General features: G+C 63.1%; 19 protein-coding genes. 8 read left to right on the top strand and 11 right to left on the bottom strand.

Annotation, left to right across the window (positions count from 1 at the left end):
* Positions 1 to 114: 114 nt before the first annotated feature.
* Positions 115 to 1,041: a transaldolase gene (gene tal / locus ACYU03_RS09010; protein WP_461889893.1), complete on the top strand. Its 927-nt coding sequence runs from the start codon at positions 115 to 117 to the stop codon at positions 1,039 to 1,041.
* A 119-nt stretch (positions 1,042 to 1,160) separates the two neighbouring features.
* Here the strand turns inward: tal and rssC are convergent, their stop codons facing one another.
* The 3 genes from rssC to ACYU03_RS08995 form a co-directional block, all read right to left on the bottom strand.
* Positions 1,161 to 1,643, bottom strand: coding sequence for an anti-sigma factor antagonist RssC (gene rssC / locus ACYU03_RS09005; protein ID WP_461889891.1), 483 nt, complete (start codon positions 1,641 to 1,643; stop codon positions 1,161 to 1,163).
* Complete coding sequence (gene rssB, locus ACYU03_RS09000) at positions 1,640 to 2,824, bottom strand: two-component system response regulator RssB (RefSeq protein WP_461889889.1); 1,185 nt, start codon at positions 2,822 to 2,824, stop codon at positions 1,640 to 1,642. The genes rssC and rssB overlap by 4 nt, the downstream gene beginning before the upstream one ends.
* Before the next feature lie 599 nt (positions 2,825 to 3,423).
* Positions 3,424 to 4,131: an MlaA family lipoprotein gene (locus tag ACYU03_RS08995; protein ID WP_461889887.1), complete on the bottom strand. Its 708-nt coding sequence runs from the start codon at positions 4,129 to 4,131 to the stop codon at positions 3,424 to 3,426.
* A 193-nt stretch (positions 4,132 to 4,324) separates the two neighbouring features.
* Here ACYU03_RS08995 and ACYU03_RS08990 point away from each other — a divergent pair, with 193 nt between their 5' ends.
* Positions 4,325 to 4,888 (top strand): phosphonoacetaldehyde phosphonohydrolase-related protein, encoded by a 564-nt coding sequence (locus ACYU03_RS08990; RefSeq protein WP_461889885.1) that lies wholly within the window; start codon positions 4,325 to 4,327, stop codon positions 4,886 to 4,888.
* A gap of 123 nt (positions 4,889 to 5,011) precedes the next feature.
* Positions 5,012 to 5,275, top strand: coding sequence for a DUF4404 family protein (locus ACYU03_RS08985; protein ID WP_461889883.1), 264 nt, complete (start codon positions 5,012 to 5,014; stop codon positions 5,273 to 5,275).
* Between the two features lie 48 nt (positions 5,276 to 5,323).
* Here ACYU03_RS08985 and queF read toward each other — a convergent pair whose 3' ends face one another.
* Positions 5,324 to 6,154, bottom strand: a complete 831-nt coding sequence (gene queF, locus ACYU03_RS08980; protein ID WP_461889881.1) for an NADPH-dependent 7-cyano-7-deazaguanine reductase QueF — start codon at positions 6,152 to 6,154, stop codon at positions 5,324 to 5,326.
* A gap of 66 nt (positions 6,155 to 6,220) precedes the next feature.
* The gene (locus ACYU03_RS08975; protein WP_461889879.1) at positions 6,221 to 6,703 is read right to left on the bottom strand and encodes a cupredoxin domain-containing protein; all 483 of its coding nucleotides are present in this window, start codon (positions 6,701 to 6,703) and stop codon (positions 6,221 to 6,223) included.
* A gap of 210 nt (positions 6,704 to 6,913) precedes the next feature.
* Here ACYU03_RS08975 and ACYU03_RS08970 point away from each other — a divergent pair, with 210 nt between their 5' ends.
* Both ACYU03_RS08970 and ACYU03_RS08965 read left to right on the top strand, forming a co-directional pair.
* Complete coding sequence (locus ACYU03_RS08970) at positions 6,914 to 7,594, top strand: heavy metal response regulator transcription factor (protein WP_461889878.1); 681 nt, start codon at positions 6,914 to 6,916, stop codon at positions 7,592 to 7,594.
* A complete protein-coding gene (locus ACYU03_RS08965; protein WP_461889876.1) occupies positions 7,594 to 8,949 on the top strand; it encodes a heavy metal sensor histidine kinase in 1,356 nt (451 codons plus the stop codon). Before ACYU03_RS08970 ends, ACYU03_RS08965 begins: the two co-directional genes overlap by 1 nt.
* 29 nt (positions 8,950 to 8,978) lie before the next feature.
* Here ACYU03_RS08965 and ACYU03_RS08960 read toward each other — a convergent pair whose 3' ends face one another.
* The 3 genes from ACYU03_RS08960 to ACYU03_RS08950 form a co-directional block, all read right to left on the bottom strand.
* A complete protein-coding gene (locus ACYU03_RS08960; protein ID WP_461889874.1) occupies positions 8,979 to 10,223 on the bottom strand; it encodes a lipoprotein-releasing ABC transporter permease subunit in 1,245 nt (414 codons plus the stop codon).
* 61 nt (positions 10,224 to 10,284) lie between these two features.
* The gene (gene lolD, locus ACYU03_RS08955) at positions 10,285 to 10,968 is read right to left on the bottom strand and encodes a lipoprotein-releasing ABC transporter ATP-binding protein LolD (RefSeq protein WP_461889872.1); all 684 of its coding nucleotides are present in this window, start codon (positions 10,966 to 10,968) and stop codon (positions 10,285 to 10,287) included.
* A gap of 7 nt (positions 10,969 to 10,975) precedes the next feature.
* Positions 10,976 to 12,226, bottom strand: coding sequence for a lipoprotein-releasing ABC transporter permease subunit (locus ACYU03_RS08950; RefSeq protein WP_461889870.1), 1,251 nt, complete (start codon positions 12,224 to 12,226; stop codon positions 10,976 to 10,978).
* A 93-nt stretch (positions 12,227 to 12,319) separates the two neighbouring features.
* On the opposite strand from ACYU03_RS08950, the gene ACYU03_RS08945 reads away from it, so the two are divergent.
* Both ACYU03_RS08945 and ACYU03_RS08940 read left to right on the top strand, forming a co-directional pair.
* A complete protein-coding gene (locus tag ACYU03_RS08945) occupies positions 12,320 to 12,904 on the top strand; it encodes a PilZ domain-containing protein (RefSeq protein ID WP_461889868.1) in 585 nt (194 codons plus the stop codon).
* Between the two features lie 30 nt (positions 12,905 to 12,934).
* Positions 12,935 to 13,657, top strand: a complete 723-nt coding sequence (locus ACYU03_RS08940) for a glycerophosphodiester phosphodiesterase (RefSeq protein WP_461889866.1) — start codon at positions 12,935 to 12,937, stop codon at positions 13,655 to 13,657.
* Between the two features lie 42 nt (positions 13,658 to 13,699).
* Here ACYU03_RS08940 and sthA read toward each other — a convergent pair whose 3' ends face one another.
* From sthA to ACYU03_RS08925, 3 genes are all read right to left on the bottom strand, one after another.
* Positions 13,700 to 15,094 (bottom strand): Si-specific NAD(P)(+) transhydrogenase, encoded by a 1,395-nt coding sequence (gene sthA / locus ACYU03_RS08935; protein ID WP_461889864.1) that lies wholly within the window; start codon positions 15,092 to 15,094, stop codon positions 13,700 to 13,702.
* A gap of 204 nt (positions 15,095 to 15,298) precedes the next feature.
* Positions 15,299 to 16,273, bottom strand: a complete 975-nt coding sequence (locus ACYU03_RS08930; RefSeq protein ID WP_461891428.1) for an FAD:protein FMN transferase — start codon at positions 16,271 to 16,273, stop codon at positions 15,299 to 15,301.
* Positions 16,274 to 16,378: 105 nt separating this feature from the next.
* Positions 16,379 to 17,842 carry a glyceraldehyde-3-phosphate dehydrogenase gene (locus tag ACYU03_RS08925; RefSeq protein WP_461889862.1) on the bottom strand — a complete coding sequence of 488 codons (1,464 nt, stop codon included), beginning with the start codon at positions 17,840 to 17,842 and terminating at the stop codon, positions 16,379 to 16,381.
* 169 nt (positions 17,843 to 18,011) lie between these two features.
* On the opposite strand from ACYU03_RS08925, the gene mfd reads away from it, so the two are divergent.
* Positions 18,012 to 21,461, top strand: a complete 3,450-nt coding sequence (gene mfd, locus ACYU03_RS08920) for a transcription-repair coupling factor (protein WP_461889860.1) — start codon at positions 18,012 to 18,014, stop codon at positions 21,459 to 21,461.
* Positions 21,462 to 21,471 lie beyond the last annotated feature (10 nt).

The following is a 21,471-nucleotide window of genomic DNA, read 5'->3' as shown; positions in this document are numbered from 1 at the left end:
GGAGCGCGCTTTCGACTCGAATCCTTATCCTCTCGCCCGACCTGCCTCGTCAGCCCTTGAGTGGCTGACAGGGCTCGGGTAATGTCGAGTAACCGCACAGGACAGAGCACGCCCATGACCTCCAAGCTGGAACAACTCAAGCAGTTCACCACCGTGGTCGCCGACACCGGTGATCTCGACGCGATCACCCGCCTGAAACCGGTCGATGCCACCACTAACCCATCGCTGCTGCTCAAGGCGGCCGCCATCCCCGGCTACGCCGACCTGCTGCGCACGGTGAAAGCCGATGCCAAAGGCAATGTCGACCTGGCCTGCGACAAGTTCGCGGTGGCGGTGGGCGCGGGGATTCTCAAGGTTATCCCGGGGCGTATCTCCACCGAGGTGGACGCCCGCCTGTCGTTCGACGAACCAGCATTGCTGGCCAAGGCGCGTCAGTTGATCGAGCTGTACGACAAGGCCGGCGTCGGCCGTGACCGGGTGTTGATCAAACTGGCCTCCACCTGGGAAGGCATCCGCGCCGCCGAGACCCTGGAGAAGGAAGGCATCCAAACCAACCTGACGCTGCTGTTCTCCTTCGCCCAGGCCCAGGCCTGTGCCGATGCAGGAGTGTTCCTGATCTCGCCATTCGTGGGCCGCATCTACGACTGGTACAAGAAGAACACCGGCAAGGAATACGTCGGTGCCGAAGACCCGGGCGTGCAGTCGGTGACGCGCATCTACGACTATTACAAGGCCAACGGCTACGACACCGTGGTGATGGGCGCGAGCTTCCGAAATGTCGGCCAGATCGAGCAATTGGCCGGCTGCGACCGCCTAACCATCAGCCCTGAACTGCTGCAGCAGTTGAGCGATGACCAGGGTGAGCTGCCCCGCCTCCTGGCCCCGGGCCGGACAGGCGAGCCGCGCCAGCAATTGAACGAAAGCCAGTTCCGCTGGGCGATGAACGAAGACGCCATGGCCACTGAGAAACTGGCCGAGGGTATTCGCCAGTTCGCGCGAGACCAGGAGAAACTGGAAGCGCTGCTGGCTGAAAAAGCCTGATACACATCGGCTTTGCCACGCGGGTGAGAAATACCCAGTATTTTTCGCCCCAACGGCACGCCAGCCACCGAGTTTCCCCGGGGCGAACGTCGTCAGTAGCGAAAGTCAGGGATGGACGGTCAGGTACGCTCCAAGGCGTTGACCAAGTCATGAAAGGCTTCACGGTTGGAATCGTTCAGGCCCATGAGAATCTTGTGCGCCTCCAGCACCTTGGAACGCACCACGTCTTCGTTCTGGTCCTGAGATGGCAGGTCGGTGAGACATTCCGGGCAGGGGATCGGGCGGTCGACAATGTTGAACACCTGGTCGAAGCCCATGGACTGCAGCAGCCGGGAAATGTCGGGGTTGGTGGTGACCACAGTCGGCAGCAGGCCAACCTTCTGCCGCGACAGGATCGACAGCTTGGCCAGCAGGCCAAGGGTGGTGCTGTCGATGCTTTCGGTTTCGGTCAGGTCGATCACGATGGCCGAGAAGTTCAGCGCCGTGAAGATTTTCTCGATCGTCGCATCCAGCGCTGAACACAAGGTAAGGCGCACTTCACCGACGAACTTCAGAACGAAGGTGCCGTTCTGCTCGGCGAACTGGATTCTACCGGTACTCATTCAAGGTTCCTGCTCAACACCAATAGGGCGATATCATCCGGCATCTCCCCAAGCGTAGCCAATCCGAATCGTTGGCGCAGCCCATCCAGGCGGCCACCTGCTTCCTTGACGATTTCCGGCAAGGAAGCTTCTTTATCTTTGAGTGTCTCCCCGGGCAAAAGGTCCAGAACGCCATCAGACATCAGGCTCAGGCTGAACTGCGGTGGCAGCTCCAGTACATGATCCTGGTAGGCGGCCTCCTCGAACAACCCTACCGGCAAGCCACGACCTTCCAGGTAGCGGGCCTGGCCCGGGGTATAGAGCACCGGCAGCGGCAAGTGGCCACCGACACTGTAGGTCATCAGCCCGGTTTCTTCGTCGATCACCCCACCAACCATGGTGACGTGCTTGCCCAGCTTGCAGTTGATCAATCCCCGGTTGATGTGACTGAGCACCTCGGAGGGCTTGAACTCGCGCAGCTTGCCGCCGCGCTTGAATTCGAACAGCAGCCGGGTGGTCATGAACTTCAGCAGCACGGTGACAAACGCCGACGAGGCGCCGTGACCGGATACATCCGCCAGGTAGAACGCAATGCGCCGGTCATCGACGCGGAAATAATCAGCGAAATCGCCGGAGAGGTACAGCGACGGGATGATCTGGTGCTCGAACGCCAGGTCGCCGGCACTCCAGGGGCTCTCGGGCAACATGTTCATTTGCACCTGGCGCCCAGCAGTCTGGTCCTCCTGCAGCAGGTGCAGGCTGGCCTCCAGCTCGCGGTTGGCCGCTTCGAGCTTCTCCCGATAGCGCTGGTTTTCCAGCACCAGGCGCGCACGATCCAAGGCGCGGCGCACCGAATGCTCGAGCACGGCGAGGTCTTCCAGAGGCTTGATCAGGTAATCGGCGGCACCCAGGCGCAAGGCCTCGACCGCATCGCTCATGACCCCGGCCCCGGACACCACGATCACCGGCAGCTGTGGCGCACGCTCCGTGACCTGGCGGATCAACTCGAGGCCACCCATCTGCGGCATGCGTAGATCGCAGATCACGAGGTCAGGCTGGTGCTCTTCGAAGACCTGGAGGCCCTGCTGGCCATTGCTGGCCTGGAGGACGCTGAAGCCGCTGTCTTCCAGATAGGCGGCGAGGCTCGCACGGACCACGTCGTCGTCATCGATGATCAGCAGCGTTGCACTGGGTTTCTGCATGTGGGCAAACGGCGCCAGAAATAGGTTGGCGTAGCGGACTCGGCGAGACCGACGTACAGCTACTGGAATTTCTCTCTAGCCACTCTTCCTATTTGAGTTGTAGGACAAGAAAACTTGCCCGGCAAATAGTAGAGGTGCCCTGTAAGGCGCAGACGGTACTCCCATCCGCAAGGCGTTTCAAGCGTACTAGAGTACACACATAGTGCATGATTACTGGGTAAATCACCGGGAGTTATAAGAAACTCGGCTAGTGCAACCGGATGGAAGGATGCAGGCCCTCCACGAACCACGACGAAAAGCGTGATTTCATCCGCATACGCATCTTGGCCATGCACTGACACTCTTACAAAACAAAGGCGGCCCGAAGGCTAATGCTGTTCACTTAAGCTGGAGTGCCTTCAGGTGGGGCTGTTACACAGCCCATCGCGACACAAGGCCGCTCCCACAAGAGGCTTGCCGATACATAAATGCGTGGCTTGCAAGCCCTCTGTGGGAGCGGCCTTGTGTCGCGATGGACGCGCAGCGTCCCCAAACCATACGACAGATGCCTTAAGTGAACAGCATTAGCCCGAAGGCTGCCTTTTGGCATCTGCACAGGATCAGAAGTCGTCTTCAACCTCCCCGTCCTTGACCCGGAACTCGCGGTTCTGCAGATAAGCATTGCGGATGAAGATGTACTTGTCGCCGCTGATCAGCTTCTCGGCAGAGAGCAGGCTGGCACGTGTATCGACCACATCGACGGCGAAGCTGGTGTTGCGGGTCGGCACATGGTCAATGTAGCGATAGGGCTCGGTGTAGGTGTCCGGGTACTTGGCCAGCGCGTCGCGCACGGTGCTCGGGCCAAGGAACGGAATGACCACGTACGGGCCGCTGTTCAGCCCCCAATAGCCGAGGGTCTGGCCGAAGTCCTCGTCGCTGCGTTGCAGGCCCATCTTGGTGCCGACATCGAAGAAACCACCCAGCCCGAAGGTGGTGTTGACGATCAAGCGCGCTGTATCGACCCCTGCAGCATGAGGCTTGAGCTGCAACAGGTTGTTGGCTAGGTTGGTGACATCGCCCAGGTTGCGGAAGATGTTATGGATGCCATCTTCGAGAAACTGTGGAGTGACCGCCTGGTAACCCTTGGCCAGCGGCTTGAGGGCGTAGGTGTCAAGGGCGTCGTTGAACTTGAAGATCGGCCGGTTGACCGCCTCCCAAGGGTCCTCCTCGGTGGCAGCCTGACTCGCTGCCACGGGCGCCAGCAGCAGGCTGGCGCAGACACAGGCCTGGGTGATTCGCTCGATCACACCGGCACCGATCCTACGCATAGATGTCTCTCCATCGAATTTCACGGCTGCAGGCGCAGGCACGCACTGCTAATAAATAGGGCGCCAGTATAAAGGCTCCCGTGCTGATAAACAGCTTTACATTTTTTCAGCTCACATTTGTGAGCAACTGTTACGCCGTAACCCAACCGTAACAACTGCCGACTAGCCTGCGGACTATTTCAGGGACGTTGCCATGCCAGATACGCTCGCCCTCACCGCCGTGCTGTTCGGTTTGCGCAATTGCCTCGTGCAGGCGGCCGACGGCCCGCCCTCGCCCGCTCCTGGCGCCCTGGCCACCTTGAACGGACTGCGCCGCCAGCAGATACCCTGCATCTGGCTCGATGAACTGGACCCTGCGCAAGGCACGCGACTGGCAGACCCTCTGCCTGACTGGCTGCCCGGTCACAGCGAGACCAGCGCCCCTTGGCCAGCCCCCAATGCCTGCTGGCAGGCCCTGATGAACCTGGGCAGCAAGCGCCTGGAAGGCAGCGTGCTGGTCAGCGGTGAGCCTCGCCTGCTCCAGGCCGGGCTCAATGCCGGATTGTGGACCGTGGGCTTGGCCGCCTGCAGCCCGCTATGCGCCGTGCCTCCCGGGCAATGGCATGCCACGAGTCGCCAGGAGCGGGAACGGGCTCGCGGCAAGGCGACCCTGGCGCTGTTCAGCCTCGGCGTGCATTCGGTGATCGATCACCTCGAAGCGCTCGACACCTGCCTGGCCGACATCGCCCAACGCCGCCGCAAAGGTGAAAAACCCTGACACAGCAGCATTGATGCGGGTCATGCAAAGCCCCGGCAGGTGGATTACTCTAGAAGACAGGCAAGAACCTTTGCCCTAGCGCCGAGGTCCATGTCTGTGCCTATTCATAGAGGGAGAACACCCATGCCTGCCCGCGAACTGCAAGAGCAACTCAACAGCCTGCGCGAGCAACTGGAGCAAAACCCACCGCTCTCGCTGGAGGAGCGCGAACACCTGCATACCCTGATGGAGCAGATCGAGGCGCAACTGAAGTTGGAGGAAGCCACCCAGGACAACAATTTGGTCGATGGCGTCAATCTGGCAGTGGAGCGTTTCGAGGCCGCGCATCCCGACCTCACCGCCACCCTGCGCAATATTGCCAATCACCTGCACAGCATGGGCATCTGAGCCCACCCCACAGCAAAAAGCCCCGTCATCGAACGGGGCTTTAATTCGTTACTGACGGACCAGGCGCCGATTCTGCGGGCTGGCGGGCCCGGTGCTGCGGTAGGGGTTGATGTCCAGGCCGCCGCGGCGGACATAGCGGGCATAGACAGTCAGGTGCTCCGGCTTGAGCAGGCGCTTGAGGTCGAGGTAGATACGCTCGACGCACTGCTCATGGAAGTCGGCGTGCTGACGGAAGCTCACCAGGTAGCTCAGCAGGCTGGCGTGGTCCAGTGCCAGGCCACGGTATTCGACCACTACGCTGCCCCAATCCGGCTGGCCAGTCACCGGGCAGTTGGACTTGAGCAGGTGGCTGTGCAAAGTCTCTTCGACCACACGCTGGGGGTCGCAGTGCAGCAGTTCGGGCTGCGGTTGTTCGTAGTTGCTGATGCTCACATCCAGGGCATCGATGCACTGGCCCGGCAAGCCGGCCACGCCCTCCTTCTCCACCTCGCCCAGGGTACGGATGCGCACCGTTACCGGCTTGCCGGCAGCGGCCGAAAGGTCCTTCTCCAGGCATGCCTGCAGCGCCGCCGTGGATTCGAACGGCGTCTGGTTCAGGGAGTTGAGGTAGAGCTTGAACGACTTGGATTCGATGATGTTCGGCGAGTCGGCCGGGATGGCGAACTCGCCGATGGCGACCACCGGCTTGCCCGAGGGCAACAGCCAGGACAGCTCGAAGCAGTTCCAGTAGTCCACGCCCTGCCATGGCAGGGTCTGGGCGCTGACACCCAGCTCGGCCCATTTGGCTGCGCGCGGGATGGGGAACAGCAACGACGGGGTGTAGGTGGCGATGTATTCGCTGGACTTGCCCAGCGGGGAATGTTCGGCAGCAGGGTGCATGGGGTCAGACCTGAAAGAGCAGATGCGCCTATTCTAACGGTTTTGCACCCTGCCTTGGTGCCGTTGTTACTCGATGGTCAGCGGTCCGACCATACCGGCCTGGTAGTGCCCCGGCACGTTGCAGGCGAACTCGATGGGGGCAGACTTGCGAAAAGTCCAGGTCAGCTCGGCGCGCTGGCCAGGCTGGACCAGCACGGTGTTGGCAGCATCATGGCCATGGCTGCCATGCCCGCCATGCCCCATCGCGGCGTGGTCCATCTGTCCCTGCATGACCTGCATCTCTTTCTGGTGCTCGGCGTGCATGGCCTTGTCACCGAGGTTGAACTCATGGGGCAGTTGGCCTTGGTTGATAAGGACGAAGCGTACGGTCTCACCAGCCTTGACCTGCAGACTTTCGGGTTCGAAGGCAATGTCCTTGAGCAGCACCTCGACAGTCCGGGTGGCCTTATCGGCAGGCGCAGGCTCGCCGAAGGCAAAGCTGTGCGTCTGACCGGCCAGGCTTGGCAGGCTGACCAGCGCCAGGGCGCCAGCGATCAGGAAATGTTTCATGTCAGGCCCACTCCGGGTTAGCAACGAATCTGCCGGCACTCTAGGCAGGCGCGGCTGGCAGGTACCTGACAGGCAGATTACAACTTTGTCAGCTTGGGCCAAAGCGGCTCTGCTGACGTATCATTCCAGGGCTTGCGACACCAGCGCCAACCGGCTGCAGGCGCTTGCCCCGATACAGGCCGGCATCATCTGACACCCTCAAGAGCGCCCATGAAACTACTGATCGTCGAAGACCAGACCAAGACCGGCCAATACCTGTGCCAGGGCCTGAGCGAAGCAGGCTTTGCCACCGAGCTGGCCTCCGACGGTGACACCGGCCAACATTTGGCGCTGTCCGGCGACCATGACCTGCTGATCCTCGATGTGATGCTGCCCGGCCGGGATGGCTGGCAGATCCTCCAGGCCGTACGCCAGGCCGGCCTGGACGTGCCGGTGCTGTTCCTGACTGCCCGCGACGCCGTGGAAGACCGCGTGCACGGCCTGGAACTGGGCGCCGACGATTACCTGGTCAAGCCCTTCGCCTTCTCCGAGCTGCTCGCCCGTGTACGCAGCCTGCTGCGCCGGGGCGCCAGCCCGAGCCAGGACACCAGTCTGGGCCTGGCCGACCTGCGCCTGGACCTGACCCGTCGCCGAGCCGAACGCGGCGGCCAGCGTATCGACCTGACCGCCAAGGAGTTCGCCCTGCTGGAGCTGCTGCTACGCCGCCAGGGCGAGGTGCTGCCCAAGTCGCTGATCGCCTCCCAGGTCTGGGACATGAACTTCGACAGCGACACCAACGTCATCGAAGTGGCGATCCGCCGCTTGCGCCTGAAGATCGACGAGGCCCACGACAATAAGCTGATCCACACGGTACGCGGCATGGGCTATGTGCTCGAAGAGCGCCCGGCGTGATGCGCCGCCTGTCCCTCGGCAGCCGCCTGGCGTTGCTGTTCGCCGCCTGCACCGCAGTCGTCTCGCTGACCGCCGGCATTCTCTTCAGCCGCGCCAGCGAGCATCACTTCATCGAACTCGACCAACAGTTGCTCGGCGCCCGCCTTTCCCTAATGCGCAGCCAGCTCGCCGGACTCGAGGACGCCACTGGGCTGGCACTGCACCTACCGGCCTTGAGCAGCGAGCTCAGCCACCAGACCGACCTGGCCCTGCGCATCCGCGGTAGCGATGGCAGCCTGTGGTTCGACAGCCGCCCCGGCCTGCCAGAGTCACCCCGCCGCCCCGGCCTGGCGACCTTGCATGCCGACGATATCGACTACCGCAGCTTGTGCATGCTGCTGGACGAGGACAACCCACAATCACCGCAACTGACCCTTTTCCTCGACATCACCCACCATCAGCACTTCCTGCAGCGCATGCAATATCTGATCTGGCTCACCGTCGGCTTGTCGGCCCTGGCCACTGCCCTGCTCGGTGCCTGGGCCGCGCGCCGTGGCTTGCGGCCGCTGCGACAGATGGGCGACGTCGCAGCCAGTGTCTCGGCCCGCTCGCTGACCACGCGCCTGCCGGTGGCGCAGATGCCGGTGGAGCTCGCCGAACTGGGCCACCGGGTCAATGCCATGCTCGAGCGTCTGGACGATGCCTTCCAGCGCCTCTCGGCCTTTTCCGCCGATATCGCCCATGAGCTGCGCACGCCGCTGTCCAACCTGCTGACCCACACCCAGGTCACCCTCACCCGCCCGCGTAGCCTCGAAGAATACCGCGAAGCCCTGCATGGCAACCTGGAGGAGCTGCAATGGATGGCGCAGATGGTCAACGACATGCTCTACCTGGCCAAGGCCGACCATGGTTTGCTGGCGCCCAACCGTCAGCCGCTCGCCCTGCATGAGGACGTCGATGCCCTGTTGGAGTATTACGCACCTCTGGCCGAGGAGACCGGGGTGCAACTACGGCGCGAAGGGCAGGCAATGCTGGAGGGAGACAAGCACATGCTGCGTCGAGCCCTGTCCAACCTGCTGGACAATGCGTTGCGTTTCACAGCGGAAGGAGGACAGATCCAGGTCACACTGACTGCGGAGGATCGCAAGCTGAGCATTGTGGTGGCCAACACCGGAGCAGCGATCGAGGCGTCGCTGCTACCGCGCCTGTTCGACCGGTTCTACCGGGTAGATCCGGCACGCCGCGAAGGCAGTAGCGAGCATGCGGGCTTGGGGCTGGCGATCACCCGCTCCATCGTCCAGGCCCATGGCGGGCACATAAAGGCGGAGTGCAGGCAGGGCTGGACACGGTTCGTGATCGAGCTGCCCGGACTGTAACCAGCGGAGCGCTTGCCCGCGCTCGAGGGTCACTCGTAACGCAGGGCGTACGCCGGCTCCACCTGGGAAGCACGCCAGGCCGGATACAGAGTGGCCAGGAAACTCATGACCAGCCCGGCAGTGCAGATGATCGCCACATCACCCCATTGCAGCTCCGACGGCAAGCTGCTGATGAAGTACACGTCGGAGGTGAAGATGTGCTGGCCGCTGACGCGCTCCAGCCAACCGACGATCTGACTGACGTTGAACGCAGCGATCACCCCGAGCACGCCACCGACCAGGGTACCGACGATGCCGATCAGGCTGCCCTGGACCATGAAGGTACCCATGATCTGCGCAGGGGTGGCGCCAATGGTGCGCAAGATGGCGATGTCCGACCCCTTGTCGTTCACCACCATGATCAGCGTGGCGATGATGTTGAATGCCGCCACCGCGATGATCATCATCAGCAGCAGGCCAATCATGGTCTTCTCCATCTTCATGGCACTGAATAGGCTGCCCTGGGTGTGGGACCAGTCATCGGCGCGGTAGGCATCGCCCAGACCGGCGACGATCGCCTTGGACACCTGGGGCGCGGCGTACAGGTCATGCAGTTTCAGGCGCACGCCCTGTACCTGGCCTGGGGCCCAGCGCTGCATCTCGCCGGCGTCGGCCACATGGATGTAGGCCTGGGAGCCATCCAGCTCGGCGCCGACCTTGAAGATCCCGGCCACGGTCAGGCGCTGCATGCGTGGCGTGATGCCGCCGGGAGCCTTGCTGATTTCCGGGACGATCAGGGTCAGCTTGTCGCCCGTATTGAGGCGAAAGCGCCGAGCCGTCAGCTCGCCGATGACCACACCGTACTCGCCAGGCTGCAGGTCCTGCAGGCGGCCCTGGACGATGTGCTGGCCGACGATCGAGACCTTGCCTTCTTCCTGTGGGTCGATACCGCTGACCTGGATCGGCTGCATCGCGCCCTTGTACGACAGCATGCCTTCCATTTCCGTCAACGGCGCCGCAGCCATCACCGCCGGGTTCTTCAGCGCGGCATCGGCGACGCTGCGCCAGTCCTCCAGCGGCTGCACGCCCAGGATGCTGGCGTGGGGCACCAGGCCCAGGATGCGCGAGCTCATCTCGCGCTGGAAACCGTTCATCACCGAGAGCACCACGATCATCGCCAGCACGCCCAGGGACAGGCCGATCATCGAGGTCATGGAGATGAACGAGATGAAGTGGTTGCGGCGCTTGGCGCGGGTGTAGCGGGCACCGATGAACAATGGCAAGGGTCTGAACATGAACGAGAACACCCAATGAAGAATAGGGACAGGGTGCGCCAGGGCACCCCGTACAGTCGACTCAGATCGGCACCAGGTGGCCATCTTCCAGGCGCAGCACCCGGTCCATCTGCCGCGCCAGGCTCAGGTCATGGGTCACCACCAGGAAGGCGGTCTGCGAAGCGCTGGACAGCTCCTGCATCAGCTCCTGGATCCCCTGGGCGGTATGGTGGTCGAGGTTGCCAGTGGGCTCGTCGAGCATCACCAGGCCCGGGCGGTTGACCAGGGCGCGGGCAATGGCCACGCGCTGGCGTTCGCCCCCGGACAGTTCGGCGGGTTTGTGGCTGAGACGGTGGCCCAGGCCCACGCGCTTGAGCAGCGCCTCGGCGCGCTCGCGGGCCTCGGGGATACCGGTGCGGCCGATCAGCAGCGGCATGCACACGTTCTCCAGGGCGGTGAACTCCGGCAACAGGTGGTGAAACTGGTAGACGAAACCCAGGGCGCGGTTGCGCAGCAGGCCACGGGCCCGCTCGCCAAGCGCCGACAACTCCTCGCCCGCCAGCCAGACACTGCCGTGGGTCGGGGTGTCGAGGCCGCCGAGCAGGTTGAGCAAGGTGCTCTTGCCAGAGCCGGAGCTGCCCACGATGGCCACCCGCTCGCCGGCATGCAACTCCAACTGCAGGCCCGACAGCACCTGCACCGACTCCGGGCCTTCCTCGTAGGACTTGCCCAGGTTGCGGCAACTCAGTACGGCTTTATCACTCATGCGCGACTCACTCATAACGTAGCGCCTCTGCAGGCTGGGTGCGGGCCGCACGCCAGGCCGGATACAGGGTGGCGAAAAAACTCAGGACCAGCGCCGCACCGCAGACCATCCACACGTCTTCGGCCATGATCTGCGACGGCAGGTAATCGATGAAATACACATCGGCATTGAGGAACTTGTGGCCGATCAGCTTCTCGATGCCGGCGATCACCGCACTGACATTGAGCGCGGCGAAGATACCTACGACAGCGCCGATCAAGGTACCGACCACACCGATCACCGTGCCCTGGACCATGAAGATGGCCATGATCTGCCCGGGAGTCGAACCCAGGGTGCGGAGGATGGCGATATCGCCCTTCTTGTCGTTGACCACCATCACCAGCGTGGAAATGATGTTGAACGCCGCCACTGCGACGATCAGCAGCAACAGCAGGCCGATCATGGCCTTCTCCATGCGGATCGCCTGGTACAGGTTGCCGTGGGTGCGAGTCCAGTCGCGGGCATAGAACTCCTGCTCGCCCAGGTGCTGGGCGATCTCCCAGGCCGCACGCGGGGCCTGGAACAGGTCGTCGAACTTCAGGCGCAGGCCCTGGACCTGGTCGGCCTTCCAGCGGTGCAGGCGGGACAGGTCGGACAGGTTGGTCAGGCCCAAGTAGCCGTCGATCTCGCCAGCACCGACGTGGAAGGTGCCGACCACGGTGAAGCGCTTCATGCGTGGGAACATACCGGCCGGGGTGACACTCACCTCGGGGGCGACGAAAGTCACCTTGTCGCCGATACCCACGCCCAGCTTCGCCGCGGCCTTGTCGCCGATCATGATGCCCCACTCGCCTGGGGCCAACTGGTCGAGCTGGCCTTCGCGGATGAAGTTGTCGATGATCGACACCTTGCGCTCCTGGGCCGGGTCGATGCCATTGAGCAAGACCTTGGAGACCTTGCCGTCATGGGTCAGCAGGCCCTGCATCTGGGTGAACGGGGCCACCGCCTCCACACGCGGATTCTGCTTTACTTGCTGGGCAAGGGCCGACCAGTTGTCGATGGCCTGGCCGGTTTCCAGCGTGGCATGCGGGATCATGCCCAGCACCCGGGTACGCATCTCATGATCGAAGCCGTTCATGACCGACAGTACGACGATCATCACCACCACGCCCAGGGCGAGGCCGATCATCGAGGTCAGGGAAATGAACGAGACGAAATGGTTGCGACGCTTGGCACGGGTGTAGCGCGTACCGATGAATACGAAAAGAGGTCTGAACATGTCGGGGCTTGTTCGGATGAAAGGGAACGTCCTTGTGGCGGGGCTTGAATAGCAGCTTTACACTCAGACCACCGCCGCTACCATGGGTTCGCCATGACGACATTAGATGATGAAGATCGCCGCGAATACTACCGTATCGAGGATAGGATCGCACTGGAAATTAGCCCCTTGGACACGGCCGAAGCACTTGAGGCAGACGTGTTGCAAGATGCTTCCCCGCTCTTCAACCTGCTCAGCGAACTGCACCTGAGCGAGTTCGAATCGCAGCACCTGCTGCGCCAACTCAACGAAAAGGACCGTACCCTGGCAGCCTTCCTCAAGGCCCAGAACAAGCGCATCGACTTGCTCAGCGCCGTGGTGGCCCACACCCTGCTCGGGCAGATCGGCGCGCCCCAGCGGGTGATCCTCTCCGAAGGCGGCATCGAGTTCGCCCAGGCCCAGGCCATCGCCCCTGGAACCCGTGTCGCGCTGAAGATGGTGCTCATGCCCCAGGCCCTGGGCTTGCTGCTGCGCGGCCAGGTCACCCATTGCGACCTTCGCCCCGATGGCGAATACGAGGTCGGCACAGAATTCATCGACATGAGCGATGCCCAACGGCAATTGCTGGCCCGCCACATCCTGCAGCGCCAGCAACAGCAACGACGCCAGGCGCTGGAACAGAACACCCCTGCCTCCTGAACCTCATTCTCCATTCTTGAAGGAACGAACGTGACCCTGATCTACGGCCATCGTGGCGCCAAGGGCGAAGCCCCTGAAAATACCCTGACCAGCTTCCGCCAGTGCCTGCAGCACGGTGTGAATCGTTGCGAGCTGGACCTGCACCTGTCGGCTGACAACGAGCTGATGGTGATCCACGACCCGACTCTCAAACGCACCACCGGCCGACGTGGCAAGGTGGTCGAACACACCGCCGCGGATCTGGTGACCTACGACGCGCGCAAGGGTGGCCCGGGTTGGGTACAGCCCTGCCCCATCCCGCGCCTGGAAGAGTTGTTCGAGAAATGCGATTTCGAGCATTGGCAACTGGAAGTCAAGAGCGCGTCGCGCACCCGCGCGGCAAGCACAGTCCTGGCGATTCGTGAAATGGCCCAGCGCTTTGGCCTGCTGGACAAGGTCACCATCACGTCCAGCTCACGGGAGGTGCTCGGCGCCGCCCTGGAACTGACCCCAGACCTCTCCCGCGGCCTGGTCGCCGAATATGCCTGGCTCGACCCGCTGAAGGTCGCGCAGAACTATGGCTGTGACTTGCTGGCGCTGAACTGGACCCTGTGCACGCCCGAGCGCCTGATCAAGGCGCAGCGCCAGGGCTTGCACGTGTCGGTCTGGACGGTCAACGAACCGGCGCTGATGCGCCGGCTCGCCGACTTCGGCGTAGACAGCCTGATTACAGACTTTCCCGGTTTGGCCAGTACCACCCTCGGGAAGGGCTGAAATCGGTCTCCCCGGCCGGCTCAGGCCACCGGCCGGAGCCGCTCAAAAAAGCCGGTTGAGACCGTCGTAGGCAGCTACCCGATAGGCTTCGGCCATGGTCGGGTAGTTGAAGGTGGTGTTGACGAAGTACTTGAGGGTGTTGCGCTCACCCGGCTGATCCATGATCGCCTGGCCGATGTGGACGATCTCCGAAGCCTGGTAGCCGAAGCAGTGCACGCCCAGGATCTCCAGGGTTTCGCGGTGGAACAGGATCTTCAGCATGCCTTGCGGCTCGCCGGCGATCTGTGCGCGGGCCATGCTCTTGAAGAAGGCCTTGCCCACTTCATAGGGCACCTTGGCCTGGGTCAGTTCCTGCTCGTTCTTGCCGATCGAGCTGATCTCCGGAATGGTGTAGATGCCCGTCGGCACGTCGTTGACGAAGCGCCAGCTGCCATTGTCGACGATACTGCCGGCCGCCGAACGACCCTGGTCGTGGGCGGCACTGGCCAGGCTCGGCCAGCCGATCACGTCACCGGCGCCATAGATGTTCGGCACCACGGTACGGTAGGCCTCGTCGACCTCGATCTGGCCACGGCTATTGACCTTGATGCCAATGTTCTCCAGACCCAGCTTGTCGGTGTTGCCGGTCCGGCCGTTGCACCACAGCAAGGCGTCGGCCTTGATCTTCTTGCCCGACTTCAGGTGCAGGATCACCCCATTGTCCAGGCCTTCGACCCGCTCGTACTCCTCGTTGTGGCGCACGGTGATGTTGTTGTTGCTGAAGTGGTAGCTCAGCGCCTGGGAAATTTCCGAATCCAGGAAGCTCAGCAGTTGGCTGCGGTTGTCCACCAGTTCTACCAGCACACCCAGGCCGCTGAAGATCGAGGCGTATTCGCAACCGATGACCCCGGCACCGTAGACAATCAGCTTGCGCGGCGTGTGGCCCAGGCTGAGGATGGTGTCGCTGTCGTAGATACGCGGATGATGGAAGTCGATGTCGGCCGGGCGGTACGGACGCGAACCCGTGGCAATGATGATGTGCTTGGCGACGAGTTTCTCGACCACACCATTGGCGCAGACCACTTCGACGGTCTGCTCATCGGCGAAGCTGCCGGTGCCGATGAACACGTCGACGCGGTTGCGGGCGTAGTAGCCGGTACGCGAAGCGACCTGTTTGGAGATCACCTTCTCGGCGCTCTTGAGCACGTCCGGGAAGGAGAACCAGCGCGGCTCGCCGATGGCGCGGAACATCGGATTGGTGTTGAACTGCATGATCTGCCGCACCGAGTGACGCAGGGCCTTGGACGGGATGGTGCCCAGGTGGGTGCAGTTGCCGCCGACCTGACGACGGCTGTCGACCATCGCGACCTTGCGTCCTGCTTTGGCGGCATTCATTGCCGCACCTTCTCCGGCCGGGCCGGAACCCAGCACCACTACGTCGTAGTTGTAGACAGCCATGCGTACTCCTTCAGAACTGGCCCGCGGGCCACATTGGCCCGCGGGGCTCGATCATGCCGCCGGAGCGCCATGAAAAAATTCGGGTGCAGTCTAATCAAGCCTGAACGCCGCGCACATTAACCCTTGGTCGCGTCGTAGGCTATTTTTGCCTGCGCTACATGTCTTTTACCCACTCCCTGGAAACGCACCGCTCCTTGCCCACCTTCACTCGTCCGGCGCCAGGCGCTGAAATTCTGGGGTAGTCCGGGAGACGAAGCCCCCCTTGGTCCGAGTCACCAATACCGCGGCAATCCCGTGGCGGATGGCAAAGTCCCAGCCCTGCTCCGGCCCGAGGATCAGCAACAGGGTCGAATAACCGTCAGCCACCAATGCAGAAGGATCGAGCACCGTCACAGCAGCCAGGTCATGCTCGACCGGCCTCCCTTGACGGGCATCGAAGGTGTGCGAATAACGCCGGCCATTGTCCTCGAAATAATGACGATAGTCACCCGAGGTGGACACACCCAGGCCATCCACGCTGATCACCTGGCGGGCAATCTGCCGATCCTCGCTCGGCAACTCCAGGGCAATACGCCAGGGACTGCCATCGGGCTTGCGGCCCACCGCCTTGAGTTCGCCAGTGGCTTCGGCCAAGTAACTATGGATACCCATGGCCTGCAGACGCTGAGCGATCAGGTCGACGGCATGACCGGCAGCGATGCTGTTGAAGTCCAACTGCACCTCCGCGTCCTTGCACAACTGACCGCCTTCGATACGCAGATGCCGGTAGCCCACGCGCTGGCGAACCTGGGCCAGGGCCTGGGTATCGGGCACCTGCTCCTGACGCGCCTGGGGGCCGAACCCCCAGAGGTCGAGCAGCGGCTCCACGGTCAGGTCGAAGGCACCATCGCTCTGCCGGGCCAACCGCTGGCCCAGGCGGACCAGCGCCAGCATATCCTCAGGCACGTCCTGGCAACTGTAGGCCGGCAAGCGGTTGAAGCGGCTGGTGGTGGAGTCGCCACGGTAAGTGGAGTAGTGCCGGTCGATGTCATCCAGGATCGACTCGACAGCCTCCTTCACCTGCTCCGGCGCCGGGCCGGCGGGTTCGCGGACGTATTGGACGGTGTAACTGCTGCCCATAGTCGGGCCGCTGATGCGTTCGAGCGTGGCGCCCTGGTTGCAGGCGCTCAGGCTGATCATGATGAAGGCCAGAATGGCAGGTTTTATCACTCGCTCTTCCCTGATTGAGTCCGAACCAAAAAAAACGGGAACCCGAAGGTCCCCGTTTTTCAGCGCATCACAAGCTTAGCGCGGGAAAGCCGGTGGGTTCACACCCGCCATGTCTTCCATCACACGCACGACCTGGCAGCTGTAACCGAACTCGTTGTCGTACCAGACGTACAGGACAACGCGGTTGTCGTTGCAGATGGTCGCTTCGGCGTCGACCACACCCGCGTGGCGGGAACCCACGAAGTCGCTGGAAACCACTTCCTGGGAGCTCACGTAGTCGATCTGCTTGTGCAGAACCGAGTGCATGGCCATCTGGCGCAGGTACTCGTTGATCTCTTCGCGAGTAGTGGCCTTTTCCAGGTTCAGGTTGAGGATCGCCATGGAGACGTTCGGCGTCGGCACGCGGATGGCGTTGCCGGTCAACTTGCCCTTGAGCACCGGCAGGGCCTTGGCGGCTGCGGTGGCGGCACCGGTTTCGGTGATGACCATGTTCAGCGGAGCGCTGCGACCACGGCGACTGCCCTTGTGGAAGTTGTCGATCAGGTTCTGGTCGTTGGTGTACGAGTGAACGGTCTCGACGTGGCCATTGACGATGCCATACTGGTCATTGACAGCCTTGAGCACCGGCACGATGGCGTTGGTGGTGCAGGAAGCGGCCGAGATGATTTTGTCGTCCGCGCTGATGTCGCCATGGTTGATGCCATGGACGATGTTCTTCAGGGCGCCCTTGCCTGGTGCGGTCAGGATCACGCGGGCAGCGCCCGGGCAGGCCAGGTGCTGGCCCAGGCCCTCGGCATCGCGCCAGACGCCGGTGTTGTCGACTACCAGGGCATTCTCGATGCCGTACTGGGTGTAGTCCACTTCGCTCGGGTTCTTGGCGTAGATCACCTGGATCAGGTTGCCGTTGGCGGTGATGGTGCTGTTTTCTTCATCGACGGTGATGGTGCCGTCGAACGGACCGTGCACCGAGTCGCGACGCAGCAGGCTGGCGCGCTTGATCAGGTCGTTGCTGGCACCCTTGCGCACGACGATCGCACGCAGGCGCAGGCCGTCGCCGCCACCGGTCTTCTCGATCAGGATACGCGCCAGCAGGCGGCCGATGCGGCCAAAGCCATACAGCACGACGTCGGTGCCCTTGCGCGCCGAAGCGTTCTGCTGGCCAACGACTTCAGCCAGTTCCTCGCGTACGAACTGCTCGACGCTGCGGCCGTTGCCTTCCAGCTTGAATTTGTTCGCCAGCTTGCCCAGGTCGACCGAAGCGGCGCCCAGTTTCAGCTCGCTCATGGCCTTGAGCAGGGGGAATGTCTCGTGGACGGACAGTTCGGTCTCGTCGGTTTGACGGTGACGGGCAAAGCGATGGGCTTTGAGGATCGAGATCACCGAACGGTTGATCAGGCTGCGGCCATAGATCGAGCTCACCACATTGTTATTGCGGTAGAGCTGACCGATAAGCGGGATCATCGCTTCAGCAAGCGCTTCACGATCGATCCACTCACCAAGACACTGGTCGGGCTTCTGAGTCACGGGAACCTTCCACATGTAGGGACAGAAAAAAGGGGCTACATTATGACGCCCTGCGACGCATCGGGCAATGAGTGCCTGTCGCCAAGCCGACGCGGGCGCTGTAAAGCCCCGCACGAACCTGACAGCACACCCCCGCCCCGGTACAATTGACCTCTTTGCCGCAACGCTTGGAGTTCGACCTCCCGTGTCTGTTCTGCGCCTACCGAACCTGCCGGCCACTGCCGGCAAACAAACCTGGGGCAACCTGCCTGGCGCCGCCCTGAGCCTGGCCATTGCCGAAGCCGCCAACAGCGCCAAGCGCTTCACTCTGCTGCTGACCGCCGACAGCCAGAGCGCCGACCGCCTCGAGCAGGAGCTGCGCTTCTTTGCCCCCGAGCTTCCGGTGCTGCCCTTCCCCGACTGGGAAACCCTGCCTTACGACCTGTTCTCGCCGCACCAGGACATCATCTCCCAGCGCATCGCCAGCCTGTACCGGCTACCGGAGCTGGACCACGGCATCCTCGTAGTGCCGATCACCACCGCCCTGCACCGCCTGGCGCCGACGCGCTTCCTACTGGGCAGCAGCCTGGTGCTGGACATCGGCCAGAAGATCGACGTCGAACAGATGCGCACGCGCCTGGAAGCCAGCGGCTACCGCTGCGTCGACACGGTATACGAACATGGCGAGTTCGCCGTGCGCGGGGCGTTGATCGACCTGTTCCCCATGGGTAGCAAACTGCCCTACCGTATCGACCTGTTCGACGATGAGATCGAGACCCTGCGCACCTTCGACCCGGAGAACCAGCGTTCGATCGACAAGGTCGACTCGGTACGCCTGCTGCCGGCCCGCGAGTTCCCTCTGCAGAAGGACGCGGTGACCCGCTTCAAGGCACGCTTTCGCGAGCGCTTCGACGTCGACTTCCGCCGTAGCGCGATCTTCCAGGACCTGGCCAGCGGCATCATCCCGGCCGGGATCGAGTATTACCTGCCGCTGTTCTTCGAAGAAACCTCGACCCTGTTCGACTATTTGCCCCACGACACCCAGGTGTTCTCCCTGCCTGGCGTGGAACAGGCCGCCGAACACTTCTGGAACGACGTGCGTGGCCGCTATGAAGAGCGTCGCGTCGACCCGACCCGCCCCTTGCTGCCGCCAGCCGAATTGTTCCTGCCGGTGGAAGACTGCTTCGCCCAGCTCAAACAGTGGCCGCGGGTGGTGGTCAGCGCGGACGAGGTGGACGCCGGCGCTGGCCGCCAGCGCTTTGCGGCCCGCCGCCTGCCCAACCTGGCCATCGAGGCCAAGGCCAACCAGCCGCTGGCAGCGCTGGCCGGCTTCCTTGACCAGTTCCCCGGCCGCGTGCTGTTCACCGCCGAGTCGGCGGGCCGCCGCGAAGTCCTGCTGGAGCTGCTCGAACGCCTGAAGCTGCGTCCACAGACCGTGGATGGCTGGGCCGACTTCATCACGGGCAAAGAGCGCCTGGCGATCACCATCGCCCCGCTCGACGACGGCCTGCTGCTGGACGACCCGGCCCTGGCCCTGATCGCCGAAAGCCCGCTGTTCGGCCAACGCGTGATGCAGCGCCGGCGCCGCGAGAAACGCGGCGACGCCAGCAACGACGCGGTAATCAAGAACCTCACCGAGCTGCGTGAAGGCGCTCCGGTAGTGCACATCGACCACGGTGTCGGCCGCTACCTGGGCCTGGCGACGCTGGAGATTGACAACCAGGCCGCCGAATTCCTCACCCTGGAATACGCCGAGGGCGCCAAGCTCTACGTACCAGTGGCCAACCTGCACCTGATCGCCCGCTACACCGGCAGCGACGATGCCCTGGCCCCACTGCACAGGCTTGGCTCCGAAGCCTGGCAGAAGGCCAAGCGCAAGGCCGCCGAGCAAGTCCGCGACGTCGCCGCCGAACTGCTCGACATCTATGCCCGACGCGCCGCCCGCAAGGGCTACGCCTTCGCCGACCCGGCGGTCGACTACGCCACCTTCAGCGCCGGATTCCCCTTCGAGGAAACGCCGGACCAGCAAAGCGCCATCGAGGCCGTGCGCGAGGACATGCTCGCCGGCAAGCCGATGGACCGCCTGGTCTGCGGCGATGTCGGCTTCGGCAAGACCGAGGTGGCCATGCGCGCGGCTTTCATCGCCGTGCACAGCGGCCGCCAGGTAGCGGTGCTAGTGCCCACCACCCTGCTCGCCCAGCAGCACTACAACAGCTTCCGCGACCGTTTCGCCGACTGGCCGGTGACCGTCGAGGTGATGAGCCGCTTCAAGTCGACCAAGGAGGTCAACGCAGCAGTGGCGGACCTCGCCGACGGCAAGATCGACATCCTCATCGGCACCCACAAGCTGCTGCAGAACGACGTGCGCTTCAAGGACCTGGGCCTGGTCATCATCGACGAGGAACACCGTTTCGGCGTACGCCAGAAGGAACAGCTCAAGGCCCTGCGCAGCGAAGTGGACATCCTCACCCTGACCGCCACGCCAATCCCGCGGACCCTGAACATGGCCGTCGCGGGCATGCGCGACCTGTCGATCATCGCCACCCCGCCGGCACGCCGGCTGTCGGTGCGCACCTTCGTCATGGAGCAGAACAAGAGCACGGTCAAGGAGGCGCTGCTGCGCGAGCTGCTGCGCGGCGGCCAGGTCTACTACCTGCACAATGACGTGAAGAGCATCGAGAAGTGCGCCGCCGACCTCGCCGAGCTGGTCCCCGAGGCCCGTATCGGCATCGGCCACGGGCAGATGCGCGAGCGCGAGCTGGAACAGGTGATGAGCGACTTCTACCACAAGCGCTTCAACGTGCTGATCGCTTCGACCATCATCGAGACCGGCATCGACGTGCCCAGCGCCAACACCATCATCATCGAGCGTGCCGACAAATTCGGCCTGGCCCAACTGCACCAGTTGCGCGGCCGCGTCGGGCGCAGCCACCACCAGGCCTATGCCTACCTGTTGACACCGCCTCGCCAGCAGGTCACCGCCGATGCGGAAAAGCGCCTGGAAGCCATCGCCAATACCCAGGACCTGGGCGCAGGCTTCGTCCTGGCCACCAACGACCTGGAGATCCGCGGCGCGGGCGAGTTGCTCGGCGAAGGCCAGAGCGGCCAAATCCAGGCCGTGGGCTTCACCCTCTACATGGAAATGCTCGAGCGCGCGGTCAAGGCCATTCGCAAGGGCACCCAACCGAATCTCGACCAGCCCCTGGGTGGCGGCCCAGAGATCAACCTGCGCCTGCCAGCACTGATCCCCGAGGACTACCTGCCGGATGTCCACGCCCGCCTGATCCTCTACAAACGCATCGCCTCGGCTGTGGACGAGGAAGGCCTGAAGGACCTGCAAGTAGAGATGATCGACCGCTTCGGCCTGCTGCCCGAGCCAACCAAGAACCTGGTGCGCCTGACGCAACTCAAGCTGCAGGCGGAGAAGCTCGGTATCAAGAAGGTCGATGCAGGTCCCAATGGCGGCAAGATCGAATTCGAGGCAGAGACCCCGGTCGACCCGCTGACCCTGATCAAGCTGATCCAGGGCCAGCCCAAGCGCTACAAGTTCGAAGGCGCTACCCAGTTCCGTTTCATGGTACCGATGGAGCGGCCAGACGAACGTTTCAACACCCTTGAGGCGCTGCTCGAGCGCCTGACCCCACAGCCTGCCTGAAGGAAGATCC

The organism is Pseudomonas sp. X10 (assembly GCF_054889225.1).
The sequence above is the reverse complement of the archived record's forward strand: the minus strand, read 5'-3'. Positions and strand labels throughout refer to the sequence as shown.

Bases quoted from the DNA above. Each gene is read 5' to 3' on its own strand.
- ACYU03_RS08945 (WP_461889868.1), top strand. From the start codon at position 12,320: ATGACGACATTAGATGATGAAGATCGCCGCGAATACTACCGTATCGAG.
- ACYU03_RS08970 (WP_461889878.1), top strand. From the start codon at position 6,914: ATGAAACTACTGATCGTCGAAGACCAGACCAAGACCGGCCAATACCTG.
- lolD (WP_461889872.1), bottom strand. From the start codon at position 10,968: ATGAGTGATAAAGCCGTACTGAGTTGCCGCAACCTGGGCAAGTCCTAC.
- ACYU03_RS08925 (WP_461889862.1), bottom strand. From the start codon at position 17,842: ATGTGGAAGGTTCCCGTGACTCAGAAGCCCGACCAGTGTCTTGGTGAG.
- ACYU03_RS08990 (WP_461889885.1), top strand. From the start codon at position 4,325: ATGCCAGATACGCTCGCCCTCACCGCCGTGCTGTTCGGTTTGCGCAAT.
- queF (WP_461889881.1), bottom strand. From the start codon at position 6,154: ATGCACCCTGCTGCCGAACATTCCCCGCTGGGCAAGTCCAGCGAATAC.
- ACYU03_RS08985 (WP_461889883.1), top strand. From the start codon at position 5,012: ATGCCTGCCCGCGAACTGCAAGAGCAACTCAACAGCCTGCGCGAGCAA.
- tal (WP_461889893.1), top strand. From the start codon at position 115: ATGACCTCCAAGCTGGAACAACTCAAGCAGTTCACCACCGTGGTCGCC.
- ACYU03_RS08975 (WP_461889879.1), bottom strand. From the start codon at position 6,703: ATGAAACATTTCCTGATCGCTGGCGCCCTGGCGCTGGTCAGCCTGCCA.
- rssB (WP_461889889.1), bottom strand. From the start codon at position 2,824: ATGCAGAAACCCAGTGCAACGCTGCTGATCATCGATGACGACGACGTG.
- rssC (WP_461889891.1), bottom strand. From the start codon at position 1,643: ATGAGTACCGGTAGAATCCAGTTCGCCGAGCAGAACGGCACCTTCGTT.
- ACYU03_RS08965 (WP_461889876.1), top strand. From the start codon at position 7,594: ATGCGCCGCCTGTCCCTCGGCAGCCGCCTGGCGTTGCTGTTCGCCGCC.
- ACYU03_RS08995 (WP_461889887.1), bottom strand. From the start codon at position 4,131: ATGCGTAGGATCGGTGCCGGTGTGATCGAGCGAATCACCCAGGCCTGT.
- sthA (WP_461889864.1), bottom strand. From the start codon at position 15,094: ATGGCTGTCTACAACTACGACGTAGTGGTGCTGGGTTCCGGCCCGGCC.
- ACYU03_RS08930 (WP_461891428.1), bottom strand. From the start codon at position 16,273: ATGATCAGCCTGAGCGCCTGCAACCAGGGCGCCACGCTCGAACGCATC.
- ACYU03_RS08960 (WP_461889874.1), bottom strand. From the start codon at position 10,223: ATGTTCAGACCCTTGCCATTGTTCATCGGTGCCCGCTACACCCGCGCC.
- ACYU03_RS08950 (WP_461889870.1), bottom strand. From the start codon at position 12,226: ATGTTCAGACCTCTTTTCGTATTCATCGGTACGCGCTACACCCGTGCC.